Raw genomic sequence first — 16,109 nt, 5'->3', positions numbered from 1 at the left:
GCAAGCACCTTTAGTGCGCTGTTGGCTAGACTCAAGCGTATTACAACCATAACTCTTCGACCGTACTGGTGAACGCTCATGACAACCCCCTCGATCACTGAGCAGGCGGGTTCTACTACCCGGCCTCTCGATATTGCCCTCGATGATTATCAGCTTGCTGACCGCTATAGCCGCGGAGAAGGACGTATCTTTCTCACCGGCACTCAGGCATTGGTACGTATCGCCTTGCGCCAGGCCGAGCTTGATCGCCGTGATGGCCGTCACACGGGAGGGCTCATTAGCGGCTATCGTGGCTCGCCCTTGGGCGGTGTAGACCAAGAGATTTGGCGGGCGAAAGCCGCTATGGAAGAGCATCACATCGATTTTGTCCCTGCCATCAACGAAGACCTTGCCGCCACCATGATGCTGGGTTGCCAGCAAGTCGAGACAGACCCCGATAAGCAAGTAGAGGGCGTGTTTGGCATGTGGTACGGCAAAGGGCCGGGCGTTGACCGCGCAGGCGACGCTTTAAAACACGGTAATGCCTATGGCAGCTCTCCCACTGGCGGTGTGCTGGTGGTCGCGGGTGATGATCATGGCTGTGTGTCGTCCTCTATGCCACACCAGTCTGATGTCGCTTTTATGGCGTGGTTTATGCCGGTGATAAGCCCGGCGTCATTGGCGGAGTATGAACGCTTTGGACTATGGGGCTATGCACTTTCACGCTTCTCTGGTTGCTGGGTGGGTTTTAAAGCCGTGTCTGAAACCGTGGAGAGTGGCGCGTCGGTGGATGTGCCTCCCTTGCCAGATTATGTAACACCCGACTTCGATATGCCTGAAGGCGGTCTACACTACCGCTGGCCCGATTTGCCGGGGCCACAACTCGAGACCCGCATTGAGCACAAGTTGGCCGCCGTACAGGCGTTTGCCACGGCCAATCCGATTGATCAGTATCTATTTCGCCAGGAACAGGCGACTTTTGGGCTAGTCACCACAGGCAAGGGCCATCTGGATTTACTTGAAGCGTTGCGTTTGTTGGGGCTGGATGAAGCCAAACTGCGTGATCTAGGGATTGAGATATATAAGGTCGGGATGGTGTGGCCTCTCCATCGCCCCGGCATCCTTGAGTTTATTCATGGCAAGCGCGAGGTGCTGGTCATTGAAGAAAAGCGCGGCATTATCGAAAGCCAGCTGAAGGAGTACATGTCGGAACCCGACCATCCAGGCGAAGTCATCGTTACCGGCAAGCAGGATGAAACCGGCAAACCGCTGATACCTTATGTTGGCGAGCTGAGCCCGCGTCTCTTGGCAGGCTTCGTGGCAGAGCGCCTAGCGCGCTTTTTTGAGATTGATTTCAGCGACAAGCTGGCAACCGTTGATGCTTGCCAGGCGGGCGTTAAAGAGCTCGGCGGTGTACGCCGCATGCCCTATTTCTGCTCTGGTTGCCCGCACAACAGCTCCACCAAGGTGCCTGAGGGCAGCAAAGCCCTGGCGGGTATTGGTTGCCACTTTATGGCCTCGTGGATGGATCGCAACACCGAATCGTTAATTCAGATGGGTGGCGAAGGCGTTAACTGGGTGGGCAAGAGCCGCTTTACCGGCAATGGCCATATTTTCCAGAACTTAGGCGAAGGCACCTGGTTTCACTCGGGCTCAATGGCCGTGCGCCAGGCAGTGGCGGCAAACGTCAATATTACCTACAAAATTCTGTTCAACGACGCGGTTGCCATGACGGGTGGCCAACCCGTGGATGGACAAATCAGCGTGCCGATGATTGCTCGGCAATCGCTGGATGAAGGTGTTCGCCGGGTCATGGTGGTCAGTGACGAACCGGATAAGTACCGGGGGCATGAAAAGGAATTCCCTAAGGGGGTTACCTTCCATGGCCGTGAAGAGATGGATACGCTGCAGCGTGAACTGCGCGAAATTCCCGGCTGTACGGTGTTGATTTATGACCAGGCATGCGCGGCTGAAAAACGCCGTCGGCGCAAGCGTGGTTTGATGGAAGATCCTGCCCGCCGGGTGTTTATCAATCATCATGTTTGTGAAGGCTGTGGTGATTGTTCCGTACAGTCCAACTGTTTATCGGTGGTGCCTCGGGAGACCGAACTAGGCCGCAAGCGCAAAATCGATCAGTCGTCCTGCAACAAGGATATGTCCTGCGTCAGTGGTTTTTGCCCCAGCTTTGTCACTGTAGAAGGTGGCCAACTGCGTAAAGGCCAGGGCGTCGCGGCAGATAACGCCTTTTGGCAGCGTATAGCGCATTTGCCTAGCCCTGCCATTGTGCCTTTGGCGGCCCCTTATGACCTACTGGTGGGGGGCGTTGGCGGCACAGGCGTGGTGACCGTTGGGCAACTGATCACCATGGCAGCACACCTGGAAGGCAAGGGCTCCAGCGTGCTCGACTTTATGGGATTCGCTCAAAAAGGCGGGGCGGTAATTAGCTATGTTCGCTTGGCAGCGCAGCCCAACGAGCTGAATCAGGTACGCATCGAAGCGGGGCAGGCCGATGCCGTCATTGCCTGTGACATGGTGGTGGCGAGCTCCCAGAAAGCGCTGAATGTACTCCAGCCCACCACTCGTATTGTCGCCAATCTGGCGGAGCTAGCCACGGCGGATTATGTGCTTTATCGCGATGCGGATATGCAGCCCATTAAACGCCTCAACATGTTGCGTGAAGCGGTAGGAGATGAGCGCTTTGCCTCTCTGGATGCCAATCGTCTGGCTGAACAGCTGCTAGGGGATACGGTATTTTCCAATATGATGATGTTGGGATTTGCCTGGCAGCAGGGGCTGGTGCCGCTTTCTGAACCTGCGCTGCAGCGTGCTCTGGAACTCAATGGCGTCGCAGTGGAAAAGAACCGCCAGGCATTTGCCTGGGGGCGCTTGGCAGCGGTAGAGCCCGACTACCTTCAGCAGCATCTGGATACGATGCCACTGTCCGCGAATGCCACACTGGACGACGTGATTGCGCGTAATCGTCGCCACCTGGAGCGCTACCAGAACCGTGCCTGGGCTGAGCGTTACGTGGCCCAGGTGACTAAAGTGCGTGAAGCAGAGGAACCGCTAAACGTCGGTCAATCATTGAGTGAAGCCGTCGCCCATCAGCTCTATCGTTTGATGGCGTATAAAGATGAGTATGAAGTGGCACGACTTTACACCCAGAGCGATTTTCTGGATGAGATCAAAGCAACGTTCTCGGGTGATTACCAGTTAACCTTCCACTTGGCGCCACCGCTTATAGGCGGTCGTAAAGATGCTCAGGGACGTCCAGTGAAACGCCGCTTCGGCCCCTGGGTGATGAAGGCAATGGGCGCGTTGGCAAAGATGCGCGGTTTGCGCAACACGGCTCTCGACCCTTTCCGCTTCAGCGCCGATCGCAAGCTCGACCGCGCCTTATTGGCTGATTACGAGCAGCTTATTGATGAGTTAGTGGCTCGTCTTGACGGCACTAATCATGGGACTGCCTTGGCGCTGGCTAAACTGCCGGAAGAGATTCGTGGCTTCGGGCCAGTCCGCGAAGCAGCTGCCGAGAAAGCCAATGAGCGCCGCGAGACGTTGCTGGAGGAGCTACGCGAAGGTCACTCGAAGACCATCGCTGTCGAAGCCGCCTGAGGCTGCCCGCCAGGTGAAATACAGGCCGCGCAATGTGCGGCCTGTCAGGAGGGTTTAGCTGGCGTCAGGCTGCGCCTCTGGTGCGGCTTTTGCGAAGGCCGGCAGCGAACGACAGCGGGCAGTGATCCGCTGGATCGTCGGATAGGCTGACAAATCGCACTCGAAGCGTTCGGCGTTATACACCTGGGGAATCAGGCAGATATCCGCAAGTGTTGGGGTGTCGCCATGGCAAAAATCTCCGCTGCTGGGGGGATTGGAGAGTGTTGCTTCCAGGGCGGTGAAACCCTCGGCAATCCAGTGGTGGTACCAGGCTAGCTTAGCCGCTTCATCCGCTCCCATTTCGCTCACTAGATACTTGAGTACCCTCAGGTTGTTGAGTGGGTGAATCTCGCAGGCCACCGACTGAGCGAGCGCACGAACCCGCGCCCGCTCTAACGCGTTAACCGGCAGCAGGGCGGGCTCTGGGTGCACTTCATCGAGATACTCGCAGATCGCCAGTGACTGGTTAACCACCGCGCTATCGTCCAACACCAGGCTAGGCACCAGCCCCTGAGGGTTGCGCGCCAGATGTTCGCCACCACGTTGCTCGCCTTTCACCAGATTGACCGGGATCTGGTCGTAATCCAGTCCCTTAAGGTTTAAAGCAATACGCACCCGGTAAGCAGCCGACGAGCGGAAATAGCCGTAAAGCGTCGTCATGTTGCCTTCCTTTATTTGGGCTGGTACGGCACTACTTGCTGATCGATCGTACCAAATATGTTGTTGCCATCGCGGTCAAACATCTCGATACGAACCCGGTCGCCAAAGCGCATAAAGGGCGTTTTTACCTGGCCGTACAGTATCTGCTCAACCATGCGCACTTCGGCTAGACAGCTATAGCCAACGCCACCGTCAGCCACCGGCTTTCCAGGGCCACCATCGGGGTCGGGATTGGAAACGGTGCCCGAGCCAATAACAGCGCCGGCACCGAGATAGCGGGTCTTAGCCGCATGGGCCACCAGCTGTGGGAAGTTGAAAATCATATCTGGCCCGGCTTCAGGCTCGCCAAACTTCTTATCATTCAGGTGCACGGTCAGTGGCAGGTGCACCTTACCGTCCTGCCATGCATCGCCCAGTTCATCTGGGGTCACCGCAATGGGTGAGAACGAAGAGGCGGGCTTTGCTTGGAAAAAACCGAAGCCCTTAGCGAGCTCTCCTGGAATCAGACCACGCAGGCTTACATCGTTGACCAGCATCATTAGCTTAATGTGTTTGGCGGCTTCCTCTGGCGTGACTGCCATCGGCACGTCATCGGTAATAACGGCGATTTCACCTTCAAAGTCGATGCCATGCTCTTCGCTCACCGCCTCGATATCGTCCGTGGGTGCCAAGAAGCAGTCGCTACCGCCCTGATACATGAGCGGGTCTGTCCAGAAGGTTTCAGGCATCTCAGCATTACGCGCCTGGCGTACCAGCTGGACATGGTTCAGATAGGCGGAGCCATCAGCCCACTGATAGGCACGCGGTAAAGGGGAGTGCAGCGCACTCTGATCAAGCTTAAAAGCGTTTTCAATACCATCACTGTTAAGTTGTGCATAGCGCGCTTCAAGCTGAGGGCTAACCGCTTCCCAGTTCTCAAGGGCAGCCTGAAGGGTGGGAGCAATATCCACAGCGCTCACCGCTCGGGAGAGGTCTCGGGAGACGATGATGAGTTCTCCGTCGCGGCCCTGCTTAAGTGTTGCCAGTTTCATAATGATTCAATCCTTGTCGTCAGGGTGGTATAGGGTTCAGGGCTGGCTTGGGTTGAAGTGAGAGCGCAGCGTCGACCAAACATCCACATAATCACGTTGACGGAAGTCAGCATTCAGAGCCGCAGGGGTTGGGTGAAAGAAGTAGCGGCTTTCAAACATAAAGGCCAGTGTATCGCCTATGAAATGGGGCTTAAGCTCAGCGTTGGAGGCTTTTTCAAATGTCTCAGCATCGGGGCCGTGGGGCGACATTGAGTTATGTAGGCTGGCGCCGCCAGGCGTGAAGCCTTCCGCTTTGGCATCGTACTCGCCGTGTATCAGCCCCATAAACTCGCTCATTAGGTTGCGATGGAACCAGGGGGGCCTAAAGGTATTCTCGGCAACCATCCAGCGCGGTGGGAAAATGACAAAATCAAGATTCGCCATCCCCGGTGTATCGGAGGGGGACGACAATACGGTGAAGATTGACGGATCCGGATGATCGAAGCTAACCGTATTGATGGTGTTAAAATTAGCCAGATTATATTTATAAGGCGCGCAGTTGCCGTGCCACGCCACCACATCTAACGGCGAGTGGTCGAGTTTGCTCTCCCAGAAACGACCAGAGAACTTAGCCACTAAGCGGTAGTCGCCCTCCAGGTCTTCGTAGGCTGCCACAGGGCTTTGGAAGTCACGCGGGTTGGCTAAACCGTTAGACCCGATGGGGCCGAGGCCGGGCAGCTCTAAAGGACTACCGTAGTTCTCGCATATATATCCCCGCGCAGCCTCAACCCCCTGAGCTCTGCGCACTTGGAATTTCACACCGCGAGGAATGACAGCAATTTCACCGTTATCGATCTCGATGTCACCAAATTCTGTACGTAGACGAATGGCGCCCAGTTGCGGAACAAACAGCAGCTCTCCGTCAGCGTTGTAGAAAAACCGCTCGGTCATGTCCTCATTAAAGGTGTAGATATGTACGCCCACGCCTGCTTGCGTGGCCGCATCCCCGTTGACGGCAATGGTAAACAAGCCATCGATAAAATCAGTCGGCTCATTAGGTAGTGAAACGGGATCCCAGCGCATTTGGTTAGGATCCGCCGCTGGCTTGTCTAACGGGGCCGTGTGTACGCTGTTATTTTCTAGTGGCTGATACGCGCTTTGAACGACAGAAGGGCGAATACGGTAAAGCCAGCTACGGAAATTTTGATGACGTGGCGCTGTAAATGCGGATCCGGTTAGTTGCTCTGCATATAACCCATAAGCGCACTTCTGAGGTGAGTTTTGCCCAATCGGCAGTGCTCCCGGCAGCGCTTCGGTTGAGAAGTGATTATGAAAACCGCTCTGATATTGCAGTTGTTCAGTCATTGTTAAGTCCTGCGTTATTTGAACGTTATAGTGATCAATGTATGTCGGCTACTTATCGCCCACTAACCATCGCCCACTAACCCTGCATGGGAAATTGCCTCTTCAAGCACCCGTTGATCGCCAATGTGGTTAGCAAGTAACAAGATCAGGCGGGCATTGATACGCTCGCTCTCGGCTTCGCTGCGGTCACGATGCAGCGCCGTTAGCGCGGCGTAAAAGGCGTCCGGATCAGTGAAGTGCGGATTCAGCTCAAGCCTTGGCATGGCAACTTTCCTGGAAGATAGTGTCAGCGGCACCCGCAAGATAAACGCCCAGCGCGCGGTCTAAGGCGTCTTCAACCCTGCGGACAGTAATGGCGTACCAGCGGGCAGCAACGTGTTGATCAGGACGAATAAGGTACCCGCCACCTGCTTTCAGGCCGTATCGTTGCGTCACTAGCCCCTCGGAATCGTCCACGATGGTTGTGCGCGGTAGAGCGCTAAGCACATCCGGCGCAGGGCCCACGACCACCAGGCTTAAATCCGTGCAACGGCCTAATAGCTCTTTAAGCGGCGCGGCAAGCGTGTCGGCGTGCACACCACTAATACGGCCTTCGAGTAACAGCACGAAGCCATTGCCAAATTGATTGAGTAACCAGGCGTTCTCTTCTCTCAATCGAATGGGAGCGTCCTTGGCTGGGCTGCCGGGGCGCAGTTCGCTCGGGCCACCATTAACATCGGGCGTATTGAGCGGTGAGTTGTCATAGCGGCATGGCATGGAGAGGCGACCACTGTTGACCAAGCTGCGCGCAAAGGCATGCTTCTCAGCCAGTTCCAGCGTCACATCCCGGAACACTTGGCTGATATGGCTCTTCGGGGTAATAAAATCAGTGGCGCGGGTCGAGTTAAGGATGTTCTCTGCCGCGCCACATTGCCGCTCGGTGTTATAGGTAGACAACAGCGCCTTGGGTGCTTGCTGTTTGAGTACCCGAACCAGTTTCCAGACTAAGTTGTCGACGCCCTGCAGGGCACCATTGGCGCCCCGGGCACCAAAGGGTGATACCTGATGCGCCGCGTCGCCCATAAATATCACGCTGTGATGAATGAAGTTATCCATCTTGCGGCAGCGGAAGGTGTAGACACTGGCCCACTCAAGCTCAAACTCCACGTCTTTACCCAGCATTGCCTGCACGCGTGGCCGAATGTTCTCTTCTTTCTTCTCTTCTTCCGGGTCGGCATCACAGCCTAATTGAAAGTCGATACGCCAAACATTGTCCGGCTCTTTGTGCAGCAGCACTGACTGGTTGGGGTGGAAGGGGGGATCAAACCAGAACCAGCGCTCTGTTGGGAAGTCTGCTTTCATTACTACATCAGCAATCAGGAATCTGTCCTGAAATACCTGACCTTTGCACTCAAGGCCCAGCGTGTCGCGGATCTGGCTGTTGGCGCCATCAGCAACGAGGAGGTAATCACAGGTCAGTTGGTAGTCACCGTCTTGAGTAGAGACCTTGATGGTTGTGCTGTCAGGCTGTGCATCGACATCGGTGACCTTATGTTGCCAACGAAGGTCAATTTGCTCTGGAAAGTCGTGGGTGCGGTTGACCAGGAACTCTTCAAAGTAATACTGCTGTAAGTTAATAAAGGCGGGAATGCGGTGGCCATCTTCGGGCAGTAGGTTGAAGTCATAGACCTCACGATTCTGAAAGAAAACGCGGCCACGCTGCCAGGTGACGCCTTTTTCAAGCATCGGCTCGACACAGTCCAGGCGATCGATAATCTCCAGCGAACGCTTGGCAAAACACAGCGCCCGCGACCCCACGCTAACGGTGTTGTTATCGTCCAGGACAAGCGAATTAACGCCTTGCTGAGCCAAATCGATGGCGGCGGCGAGACCGCTAGGTCCGGCGCCGACAATCACTACCGGATAGTGGCGAACGTCTTGAACATCGAGCTCAGGCGGGCGCCGGTAAGGATAGACAGGATTTTTATAGGTTGTTGGCATCTATAGTCCCCTACAGCGTCGGGTGCGTTATACCCGACTGCTGGGCATGATCAGTGGGTGTCACTGCGGGCACTTACTGATTTTCGACGGCGTCCTGTAGCGAGTGCCACATAGCGGTATCGCGCTCTGCCGTCCAGATGCGGGGATCCGGGTACTCGCCGCCAGCTTCGTCGTAGCAGCGAGTGATATCGAAAGGTACACAGTGATCGAAGATGACCCAGTGACCATACTTCAGCTTAAGTACCGCATAGGTCTCGGTGTAACACTCGGAGAGAGACTTGCCCGCCGCCTTGCCCGCTTTGACGCTTCCATACATATCATTTAGGAAGTCGCGGGTGCCCTGAATGGCTTCCTGGCACTGTTCGGCAGTTTGCAGTGCATCACCGCGGCCAGGCACCAGCTTTTGGGGCTGCATGGCCTGTAGGCGATCAAGCGTGGAAGGCCAGTCCTCGTGATAAGCGTCACCGGTGTAAGGGGTGGCGCCATACTCAACGAGGTCACCAGAAAACATGACTTTTTCCTGAGGTAACCAAACGATGGTGTCGCCCTTGGTATGCCCGCGGCCCAGGTGAATGATCTGTACTTCTCGCTCCCCCATGTAAACCGTTAGCTTTTCCTGGAAGACAATGTTTGGCCAGGTTAGTCCAGGCACTGAGTCCACGCCCTTGAACAGGCGAGGGAAACGGCCGACTTCAGATTCATAGTCCTGCTGACCACGTTCAACAATCAGGTCGTAGGTGTTCTGGCTAGCGTAGATATTCTCTGCAGCGTACGCGGATGCTCCGAGAACACGCACGGCATGGTAATGAGTCATGACCACATGCCTAATCGGTAGGTCAGTCACTTCGCGGATACGGCGGATGACATCTTGAGCCATGACGGGCGTTGCCTGGGTGTCGATGACCATCACGCTGTCATCGCCAATCACTATGCCCGTATTGGGGTCACCTTCAGCCGTGTAAGCATAGAGCCCTTCTGCCAGCTTGGTGAAGCTGATCTGCTTCTCTTGGGTGTCGGCATGGGACGCGAATTTTTTGCTCATGATATCTCCGGCGCTATCAGGGTGGTTCAGGTATTTATTGGATTGTTGTATGCAGGAGGATAGTTTCTTGTGAAACTAAAAGTCCAGTTGTCTGCAAATAAGTCAGTCTTATTCCTGCATGGATTTAGCAGTAATTCCCAATAAATCAGATTATTATGGCAAATATATACTTAAGTATAGTAACTAAAACCGATAAATTGGTTGCAAGAGAGAGTACCTATCGGCACTGTTTCACCTTGTTCTGATAGGGTGAAAATACGCCTGATGGCGCCCTTATATGTTGAGGAGGAGTAAGTGGCGAGGTGTTATTGGGGGAAGCTAAGAGAGCGTTATTGGATGGCGCGAGAGAGATTCTCTTGCGCTAGGTGGTCATTATGATGTGGTCAGTACGATAGGCGCGTTGCTGGTGCCCACATTCCCAGCTATCGTGCTGATTTTTTATTACCACCCCAGATAAATGGCGCCTCTAGGAGAAACAGAATGACGATGGATAAAGTCGGCGGCGATACATCTCTGGAGTCTTCAGCCAGGGCGGAGCTGGATCTCAACCAATTTTTACCCTATCAGCTTAACCGTTTGGCTGACCGCATCAGCCAGGCGTTAGAGAAGCTTTATGCCGAGTCTTATGAACTCAATATTGCTCAGTGGCGCGTGCTTGCCTGGCTTAGCCACTGTGATGATTTAACCGCTAAGAAGGTGTGTGCCTACACCAATATGGATAAGGCTCGCGTATCTCGAGCTATTCAGTCGCTGGAAGAGCGTGGACTGATAAGCCGCACGCCCTCACAGCAGGATCAGCGGCAGCATGACTTACAACTGACAGCCGCCGGGCAATCGCTACTCAATAAGCTAGTGCCCGAAGCTCAGGCGTGGGAAGCCAGCCTGGTGTCGACCCTGAGCGTTAGTGAATATCGTGATTTGCTCAATATCATGCGCAAGCTTGAACGGCAGCTGGAGAGAATTGGCTAGCGGCTTGACGCAGGAAGGTTGAGCCAAGCTGACCGAAGATAGGCCACATTATGTCAATAACGTGTCAGTGGTGTTGGTAATAATATGATTTATGTAACGTAATTCCGGGCTGTAAATTATCCTCTTACGTCATTATTAATTCTTCAAGGTAGATTTTGTTTTTTATTAAATATCTGTAATTATTATATATTTTTTGTTATGCTACTTAAGTATTAGTGTTTGTTAGTCGATCGATCGTTGCATGATTCACGTATCTGGAGGCATTGTGATCATAAACGTGATTCGAATATTTTTTTAATTATAATAATAGAGTGTCACGTTTTGTGCTCCCAGTTCGTGACGACCAGAGGAAAGTGAAATGAATAAAACAACAAACCTGATGCTCGGCGTTATTGCCGCTGCAACACTGGGCACCTCCGCCTTTGCACAAACGACTATCACCGTGAGTACCTGGGCGGGTCCTAATCACGGCATCAACACCATGGTATGGCCAACGTGGAAAGCGTGGATTGAAGAAGCCACTGAAGGGCGCGTGACTGTTGACGTTGTGCACGATCTCGGGCCCCCTGCCTCACAGATGGAGATGGTCGCCGACGGCATTGCTGATGCCACTTGGGTATTCCATGGCTATAACGCAGGGCGTTTTCTGACCACTCAGTTACCCGAGTTTCCTACCTTTGAAGACTTCTCCTCGGAGAACGCCTCTGCGGCTTACTGGCATACGCATCAGGAGTACTTAGCGCAAGCTGATGAGCATCGCGGCGTTGATGTGGTGGCTGCGGGGGTGCATGGTCCTGGATGGATTTTTAGTCGTGAGCAGTATCAGTCCCTTGCTGATCTAGAAAGCGAGCGCATTCGCGTCGGTGGCGGGGTGATGGGAGATCTCTCTAATGCCCTTAATCTGACCGGCGTGGCTTTGCCGCCAACCGGGGTCTATGAAGCTGGCTCTCAGGGCGTTATTGATGGCGCTATGCTGGTGCCGGAAGGCCTTAGAAGCTTTCGGGTAGCCGAGGTGTTTCCCTATACCTTGACGGTGGATGGTGGCTTTTATCGAGGCAGCTTCACCATCGTGGTTAACCCGAGTATCTGGGATGAGATGTCTGCTGAAGATCGTGCCGCTGTGGAAGAAGTCTCGGGTGAGCGCCTGTCGCGACTATTCGGCTACATGATGGATGTATCCGATGAGCGGGGCGTCGAGTTTGCCGAAGAGCAGGGTCATACCTTTACAGCCCTTGGCGACGAAGATCTTGAGACGCTGCGCGGCATCAGTAACGACCTGGTTGACACCTGGTCCGAGAACGTAAGTGAACGGGGTGTCGATGCGCAGGCGGCGCTCGATTACTTCCACCAACAGCTTGAAGAAGCTGCTACACAAGAGAGCGTGGCATCCTTAGTGCCACAATCATAATTACCCTTCGCCAAGTGGAGGGCGACTATGCAGATCCTGACGACTCGCTGGTCAAATGTCGGTAGGGTCATGCAGCTGGCGCTGGAGGGGGTGGCGGGTGCCACCCTCTTTGCCTTGATGCTGCTGACGACTGCTGATGTAGTAGGCCGTTATTTCTTTAATCTACCTATCCTTGGAACCGTCGAGTTGACCCAGCAGATGCTGGCCGCTGTGGTGTTTCTGTCACTGCCAGTAGCATGCTGGCGTGAAGAGCACGTTAGCGTGGATCTCTTGGATGCCATATTTCCTGCGCGCTGGATATGGCTGCGCCAGATGATCGTCAACTTAATTATCGCAGTGGCTTTGTGGGTGATCGCTACACGGGTTTGGGCGCTGGGCGTGCGCGCTTTCGAGTGGGGCGATGTCACTGAGTTTCTACGCATTCCCGATGGTTACCTTATTTATCTGATTGCCATCATGCTGTTTCTTTCCGCTCTACTCACCATCGGTCGAGCGGTGAGTTACCTCCTGGAAGGCGTGGGTGTGATTAAGTGCGGTGGCCCAGTCAGCCAGGGAGATAAGCATGACTGAAGCACTTTATGGATTTGCAGCGCTGTTGATATTGGTATTCCTGCGCATGCCTCTGGCGTTTGCCATGGGGATCGTAGGTTTTGTGGGCTTCTACTACCTGACCGGTAACTGGAATGCGGCTGAAGCCATGGCGTCGCGGCGGGTGGTCGACACCGCTAGGGACTACGGTCTGTCGGTGATACCCTTGTTTATCTTGATGGGTAACCTGGTGTCCCATGCGGGGCTCTCTGATGCGTTATTCCGAGCCTCCAATGGCTTTCTTGGTCACCGAAAGGGCGGTCAGGCGATGGCCACCATTGTGGCTTGTGGTGGGTTTAGTGCTATTTGTGGGTCGAGCCTTGCGACCTGCGCCACCATGGGGCGTGTTGCCATGCCCCAGATGCGTAAGTACGGCTACAAGGACTCGTTGGCGGCAGCCTCCATTGCCGCGGGCGGCACCCTTGGGATACTGATCCCTCCCAGTGTGATGCTGGTGATCTACGGCATCATTACTGAGACCAGCATCCGTGAACTGTTTGCGGCGGGCTTTATTCCCGGCATATTGGGTATTGTGATGTATCTCGGCGCGGTCAAGTGGGTTTTGTGGCGTGATCCCAGCGCTGGGCCAGCGGCCGAAAAAGTACCCTGGAACGAGCGTCTTGCGGCCCTAAAAAATGTGGGGAGTACCCTGGCGCTGTTCGTATTGGTTATCGGCGGCATCTATTTGGGTATATTCACCCCAACGGAAGCGGCGGGTATTGGCGCAATGGGCGCCTTTGTGATTGCGCTGCTCAAGCGTGCTTTGACGCCGACGATACTCATGAATGTCCTGATGGACACTGTGCGTACAACAGCGATGCTGTTTGCAGTGGTGTTGACGGCGCTAATCTTTGCTAATTTCATTAACCGCGCGGGGCTTCCCAATGACCTCCTGACGTTGGTCACTGGGCTGAACGTGGCCCCCTTCGTGGTTATTCTCGTCATCTTGGCCATTTACGTACTATTGGGCTGTGTATTCGAAAGCATGTCGATGATGCTGCTGACCGTGCCGGTCTTCTTCCCGGTCGTGGCGGGGCTTGGCTATGATTTGGTGTGGTTCGGCATACTGGTGGTTATCGTCATCGAGATCAGTTTGATAACGCCACCTGTCGGGATGAATGTGTTCGTACTACGTGCCGTATTACCGGACGTATCAACCGGCACTATCTTCCGCGGCGTCACCCCTTTCTGGGTAGCGGGTACCCTACGCGCACTGCTCGTGCTTATATTCCCAGCGATCGTGCTTTTCTTGCCGCAGTTACTGTATTAATGGTGTAGCTTTAATACGGTTCTATTGACTATCTTGCTAAACAAACGGCTGACAGGACATACATCCTGTCAGCCGTTTCCTCTTATCTACTGTACTGGCTGGGCCGTTACTGCCGCTTCGCCACCAGCGTTAGGATGTCGTAACTGGCGACTAACTCATCATGTTGATTGGTCACCGCCACGTCCCACATCACCACGCCTTGAGGGTGGCCATCCGGCGATGCCCGTCCCTGGTCAATTTTGCGTTTGCAGGTGAGGCGGGCGCGGATGGTGTCGCCGACCAGCACCGGTGTGATAAAGCGCAGCGTATCCAGGCCGTAGTTTGCCAGTACGGGGCCTTCGCCTGGGTAAACGAATAGACCCGCAGCAGCCGACAGCACAAAGTAGCCGTGGGCAATGCGCTGGCCGAACTGGGTCTCTTTGGCGGCAATGTCGTCGAAGTGCATGTAGAAGTGGTCGCCGGAGAGGCAGCCGAAATTGACGATATCGGCTTCGGTGACAGTACGGCGGTGGGTGAGCAGTGATTCACCAACCTGCAGGTCGTCAAAATGGCGGCGGAATGGGTGGACGTCTGTCTCGATCACCTGGGCGCCACGCACATACTCCCGTGTTACTGCCGCGAGCATGGTGGGCGAGCCCTGAATGGCGGTGCGCTGCAGGTAGTGGTGAACCGCACGAATGCCACCCAGCTCCTCGCCGCCGCCTGCGCGTCCGGGCCCGCCATGTTTTAGCATCGGTAGTGGAGAGCCGTGGCCAGTGGACTCCTTTGATGCCTGGGCATCCAGAATCTGCAGACGGCCGTGCTGGGCGGCCAAAACGGGGATCATTTCAGCCGCAATGGCGGGGTCTTTTGTGGTCAGCGTGGTTACCAGGCTGCCCTTGCCCTTGGCGGCTATGGTCAGGGCTTCATCGATGCCGCTGTAGGGCATTAGCGTCGCGACGGGGCCAAAGGCTTCAATATCGTGAGCGCCGCCGTCGTTCAACGGGTTACGGTTGATCAGCAAGTGGGGAGTAATGAAGGCGCCGTTTTCAACACCCTGGCCGACAGGCTTGAAGCTGCCGTCTCTGCCGAAGACGCACTCACTGGTCTCTAGCAGCTGTTCAATGGCATGATTAACGTCTCTCAATTGGTCACGGGAAGAGAGCGCGCCCATGCGCACGCCTTCTTCATAAGGATCACCGACCACGATGTTGGCAAGCCGCGACTTAAGCGTGTTCGCCAAGGCATCCAGATGCGCGGCGGGCACTAAAATTCGGCGGATCGCGGTACATTTCTGACCTGCCTTGGCGGTCATCTCCTTGACCACTTCTTTGGCAAAGATTTCGAACTCTTCGTCTTCCGGGCTAACATCCGGGGCCATGATGGCGCTGTTGAGCGAGTCCGCCTCGGCGTTGAAGGGGATGCTCTTCGCCATGATGTTAGGGTGGCTTTTTAATATGAGAGCGGTGTTTGCCGAGCCGGTAAAGGTGACAAAGTCCTGCTCTTCCAGGTGATCCAATAAGTCACCGGCCCCGCCGATAACCAGTTGCAGCGCTCCTTTCGGCAGCAGGCCAGAGTCGTTGATCACGCGCACGGCCGCCTCGGTCAGGTAGCTAGTGGCGGTGGCCGGTTTGAAGATGCAGGGCATGCCTGCCAGAAAGGCGGGGGCGAACTTCTCCAGCATGCCCCAGATGGGGAAGTTAAACGCATTGATATGCACAGAGACGCCGCGGCGGGGCACCAGAATATGGGTGCCATTGAAGTGGTTATCCTTACCCAATTGGGTCACCGGGCCTTCGTGGGCCACATTGCCGGAGGGCAGTTCCTTGCGGCCCGTGGAGGCGTAGGTAAATAGGGTGCCGAAACCGCCATCGATGTCGATCCAGGAGTCGGCCTTGGTGCAGCCAGTGTGGTGAGAGATGGCATACAGCTCACGCTTACGCTCTTGGATATAGGCGGCCAGCGCTTTAAGAATGGCGGCACGTTGCTGGAAATCCAGCGCCAGCATATTTTTCACACCGGTGTTGCGGGCATACGCCACCGCTTCACGGAAGTTGATCTCTTCTTGGTGAGTATGCGCAACGACGGTGCCGTTAATGGCGCTAATCAGTGCTTTGGACTCGGTCTTTCCGAACCACTGGCCTGCGATGTAACTTTGCAAAACTGGCATTGTGTGTTCTCCCGCAAAACATAGACTAAGCCGAC

Annotated in this window: 12 protein-coding genes; 5 read left to right on the top strand and 7 right to left on the bottom strand. The window is 55.0% G+C overall.

All coding sequences use genetic code 11. From position 1 onward, the window contains the following. Nucleotides 1–78 precede the first annotated feature (78 nt). Nucleotides 79–3,594 (top strand): indolepyruvate ferredoxin oxidoreductase family protein, encoded by a 3,516-nt coding sequence (locus OM794_RS20720; protein ID WP_226246578.1) that lies wholly within the window; start codon nt 79–81, stop codon nt 3,592–3,594. 54 nt (nt 3,595–3,648) lie between these two features. Here OM794_RS20720 and maiA read toward each other — a convergent pair whose 3' ends face one another. The 6 genes from maiA to OM794_RS20690 form a co-directional block, all read right to left on the bottom strand. Continuing rightward, nucleotides 3,649–4,293, bottom strand: coding sequence for a maleylacetoacetate isomerase (gene maiA, locus OM794_RS20715; protein WP_226246579.1), 645 nt, complete (start codon nt 4,291–4,293; stop codon nt 3,649–3,651). An 11-nt stretch (nt 4,294–4,304) separates the two neighbouring features. Then, the gene (locus OM794_RS20710; protein WP_226246580.1) at nt 4,305–5,324 is read right to left on the bottom strand and encodes a fumarylacetoacetate hydrolase family protein; all 1,020 of its coding nucleotides are present in this window, start codon (nt 5,322–5,324) and stop codon (nt 4,305–4,307) included. A gap of 36 nt (nt 5,325–5,360) precedes the next feature. Then, on the bottom strand, nt 5,361–6,668 hold the full coding sequence (gene hmgA, locus OM794_RS20705; protein WP_226246581.1) for a homogentisate 1,2-dioxygenase: 1,308 nt from the start codon (nt 6,666–6,668) through the stop codon (nt 5,361–5,363). A gap of 62 nt (nt 6,669–6,730) precedes the next feature. Further along, nucleotides 6,731–6,931: a DUF2783 domain-containing protein gene (locus tag OM794_RS20700; protein ID WP_226246582.1), complete on the bottom strand. Its 201-nt coding sequence runs from the start codon at nt 6,929–6,931 to the stop codon at nt 6,731–6,733. Then, the gene (locus tag OM794_RS20695) at nt 6,918–8,648 is read right to left on the bottom strand and encodes an FAD-dependent oxidoreductase (RefSeq protein WP_226246583.1); all 1,731 of its coding nucleotides are present in this window, start codon (nt 8,646–8,648) and stop codon (nt 6,918–6,920) included. Before OM794_RS20695 ends, OM794_RS20700 begins: the two co-directional genes overlap by 14 nt. Before the next feature lie 73 nt (nt 8,649–8,721). Further along, nucleotides 8,722–9,690: an MBL fold metallo-hydrolase gene (locus OM794_RS20690; RefSeq protein WP_226246584.1), complete on the bottom strand. Its 969-nt coding sequence runs from the start codon at nt 9,688–9,690 to the stop codon at nt 8,722–8,724. Nucleotides 9,691–10,170: 480 nt separating this feature from the next. Here OM794_RS20690 and OM794_RS20685 point away from each other — a divergent pair, with 480 nt between their 5' ends. From OM794_RS20685 to OM794_RS20670, 4 genes are all read left to right on the top strand, one after another. Beyond that, nucleotides 10,171–10,659, top strand: a complete 489-nt coding sequence (locus tag OM794_RS20685; protein WP_226246585.1) for a MarR family winged helix-turn-helix transcriptional regulator — start codon at nt 10,171–10,173, stop codon at nt 10,657–10,659. A gap of 358 nt (nt 10,660–11,017) precedes the next feature. Continuing rightward, entirely contained in the window at nt 11,018–12,067 is a 1,050-nt protein-coding gene (locus OM794_RS20680) for a TRAP transporter substrate-binding protein (RefSeq protein WP_226246586.1), read from the top strand. A 27-nt stretch (nt 12,068–12,094) separates the two neighbouring features. Continuing rightward, a complete protein-coding gene (locus OM794_RS20675; RefSeq protein WP_226246587.1) occupies nt 12,095–12,637 on the top strand; it encodes a TRAP transporter small permease in 543 nt (180 codons plus the stop codon). After that, nucleotides 12,630–13,925, top strand: coding sequence for a TRAP transporter large permease (locus OM794_RS20670; RefSeq protein WP_226246588.1), 1,296 nt, complete (start codon nt 12,630–12,632; stop codon nt 13,923–13,925). The genes OM794_RS20675 and OM794_RS20670 overlap by 8 nt, the downstream gene beginning before the upstream one ends. A 106-nt stretch (nt 13,926–14,031) precedes the next feature. On the opposite strand, the gene paaZ is transcribed toward OM794_RS20670, so the two are convergent. Next, nucleotides 14,032–16,074 (bottom strand): phenylacetic acid degradation bifunctional protein PaaZ, encoded by a 2,043-nt coding sequence (gene paaZ / locus OM794_RS20665; protein WP_226246589.1) that lies wholly within the window; start codon nt 16,072–16,074, stop codon nt 14,032–14,034. Nucleotides 16,075–16,109 lie beyond the last annotated feature (35 nt).

The sequence above is a fragment of the Halomonas sp. BDJS001 genome (genome assembly GCF_026104355.1).
Taxonomy (GTDB): domain Bacteria; phylum Pseudomonadota; class Gammaproteobacteria; order Pseudomonadales; family Halomonadaceae; genus Vreelandella.
The sequence above is the reverse complement of the archived record's forward strand: the minus strand, read 5'-3'. Positions and strand labels throughout refer to the sequence as shown.

Coding starts and splice junctions, on each gene's coding strand:
- OM794_RS20690 (WP_226246584.1), bottom strand. CDS start 9,690: ATGAGCAAAAAATTCGCGTCCCATGCCGACACCCAAGAGAAGCAGATC.
- OM794_RS20675 (WP_226246587.1), top strand. CDS start 12,095: ATGCAGATCCTGACGACTCGCTGGTCAAATGTCGGTAGGGTCATGCAG.
- OM794_RS20670 (WP_226246588.1), top strand. CDS start 12,630: ATGACTGAAGCACTTTATGGATTTGCAGCGCTGTTGATATTGGTATTC.
- maiA (WP_226246579.1), bottom strand. CDS start 4,293: ATGACGACGCTTTACGGCTATTTCCGCTCGTCGGCTGCTTACCGGGTG.
- OM794_RS20700 (WP_226246582.1), bottom strand. CDS start 6,931: ATGCCAAGGCTTGAGCTGAATCCGCACTTCACTGATCCGGACGCCTTT.
- hmgA (WP_226246581.1), bottom strand. CDS start 6,668: ATGACTGAACAACTGCAATATCAGAGCGGTTTTCATAATCACTTCTCA.
- OM794_RS20710 (WP_226246580.1), bottom strand. CDS start 5,324: ATGAAACTGGCAACACTTAAGCAGGGCCGCGACGGAGAACTCATCATC.
- OM794_RS20685 (WP_226246585.1), top strand. CDS start 10,171: ATGACGATGGATAAAGTCGGCGGCGATACATCTCTGGAGTCTTCAGCC.
- paaZ (WP_226246589.1), bottom strand. CDS start 16,074: ATGCCAGTTTTGCAAAGTTACATCGCAGGCCAGTGGTTCGGAAAGACC.
- OM794_RS20720 (WP_226246578.1), top strand. CDS start 79: ATGACAACCCCCTCGATCACTGAGCAGGCGGGTTCTACTACCCGGCCT.
- OM794_RS20695 (WP_226246583.1), bottom strand. CDS start 8,648: ATGCCAACAACCTATAAAAATCCTGTCTATCCTTACCGGCGCCCGCCT.
- OM794_RS20680 (WP_226246586.1), top strand. CDS start 11,018: ATGAATAAAACAACAAACCTGATGCTCGGCGTTATTGCCGCTGCAACA.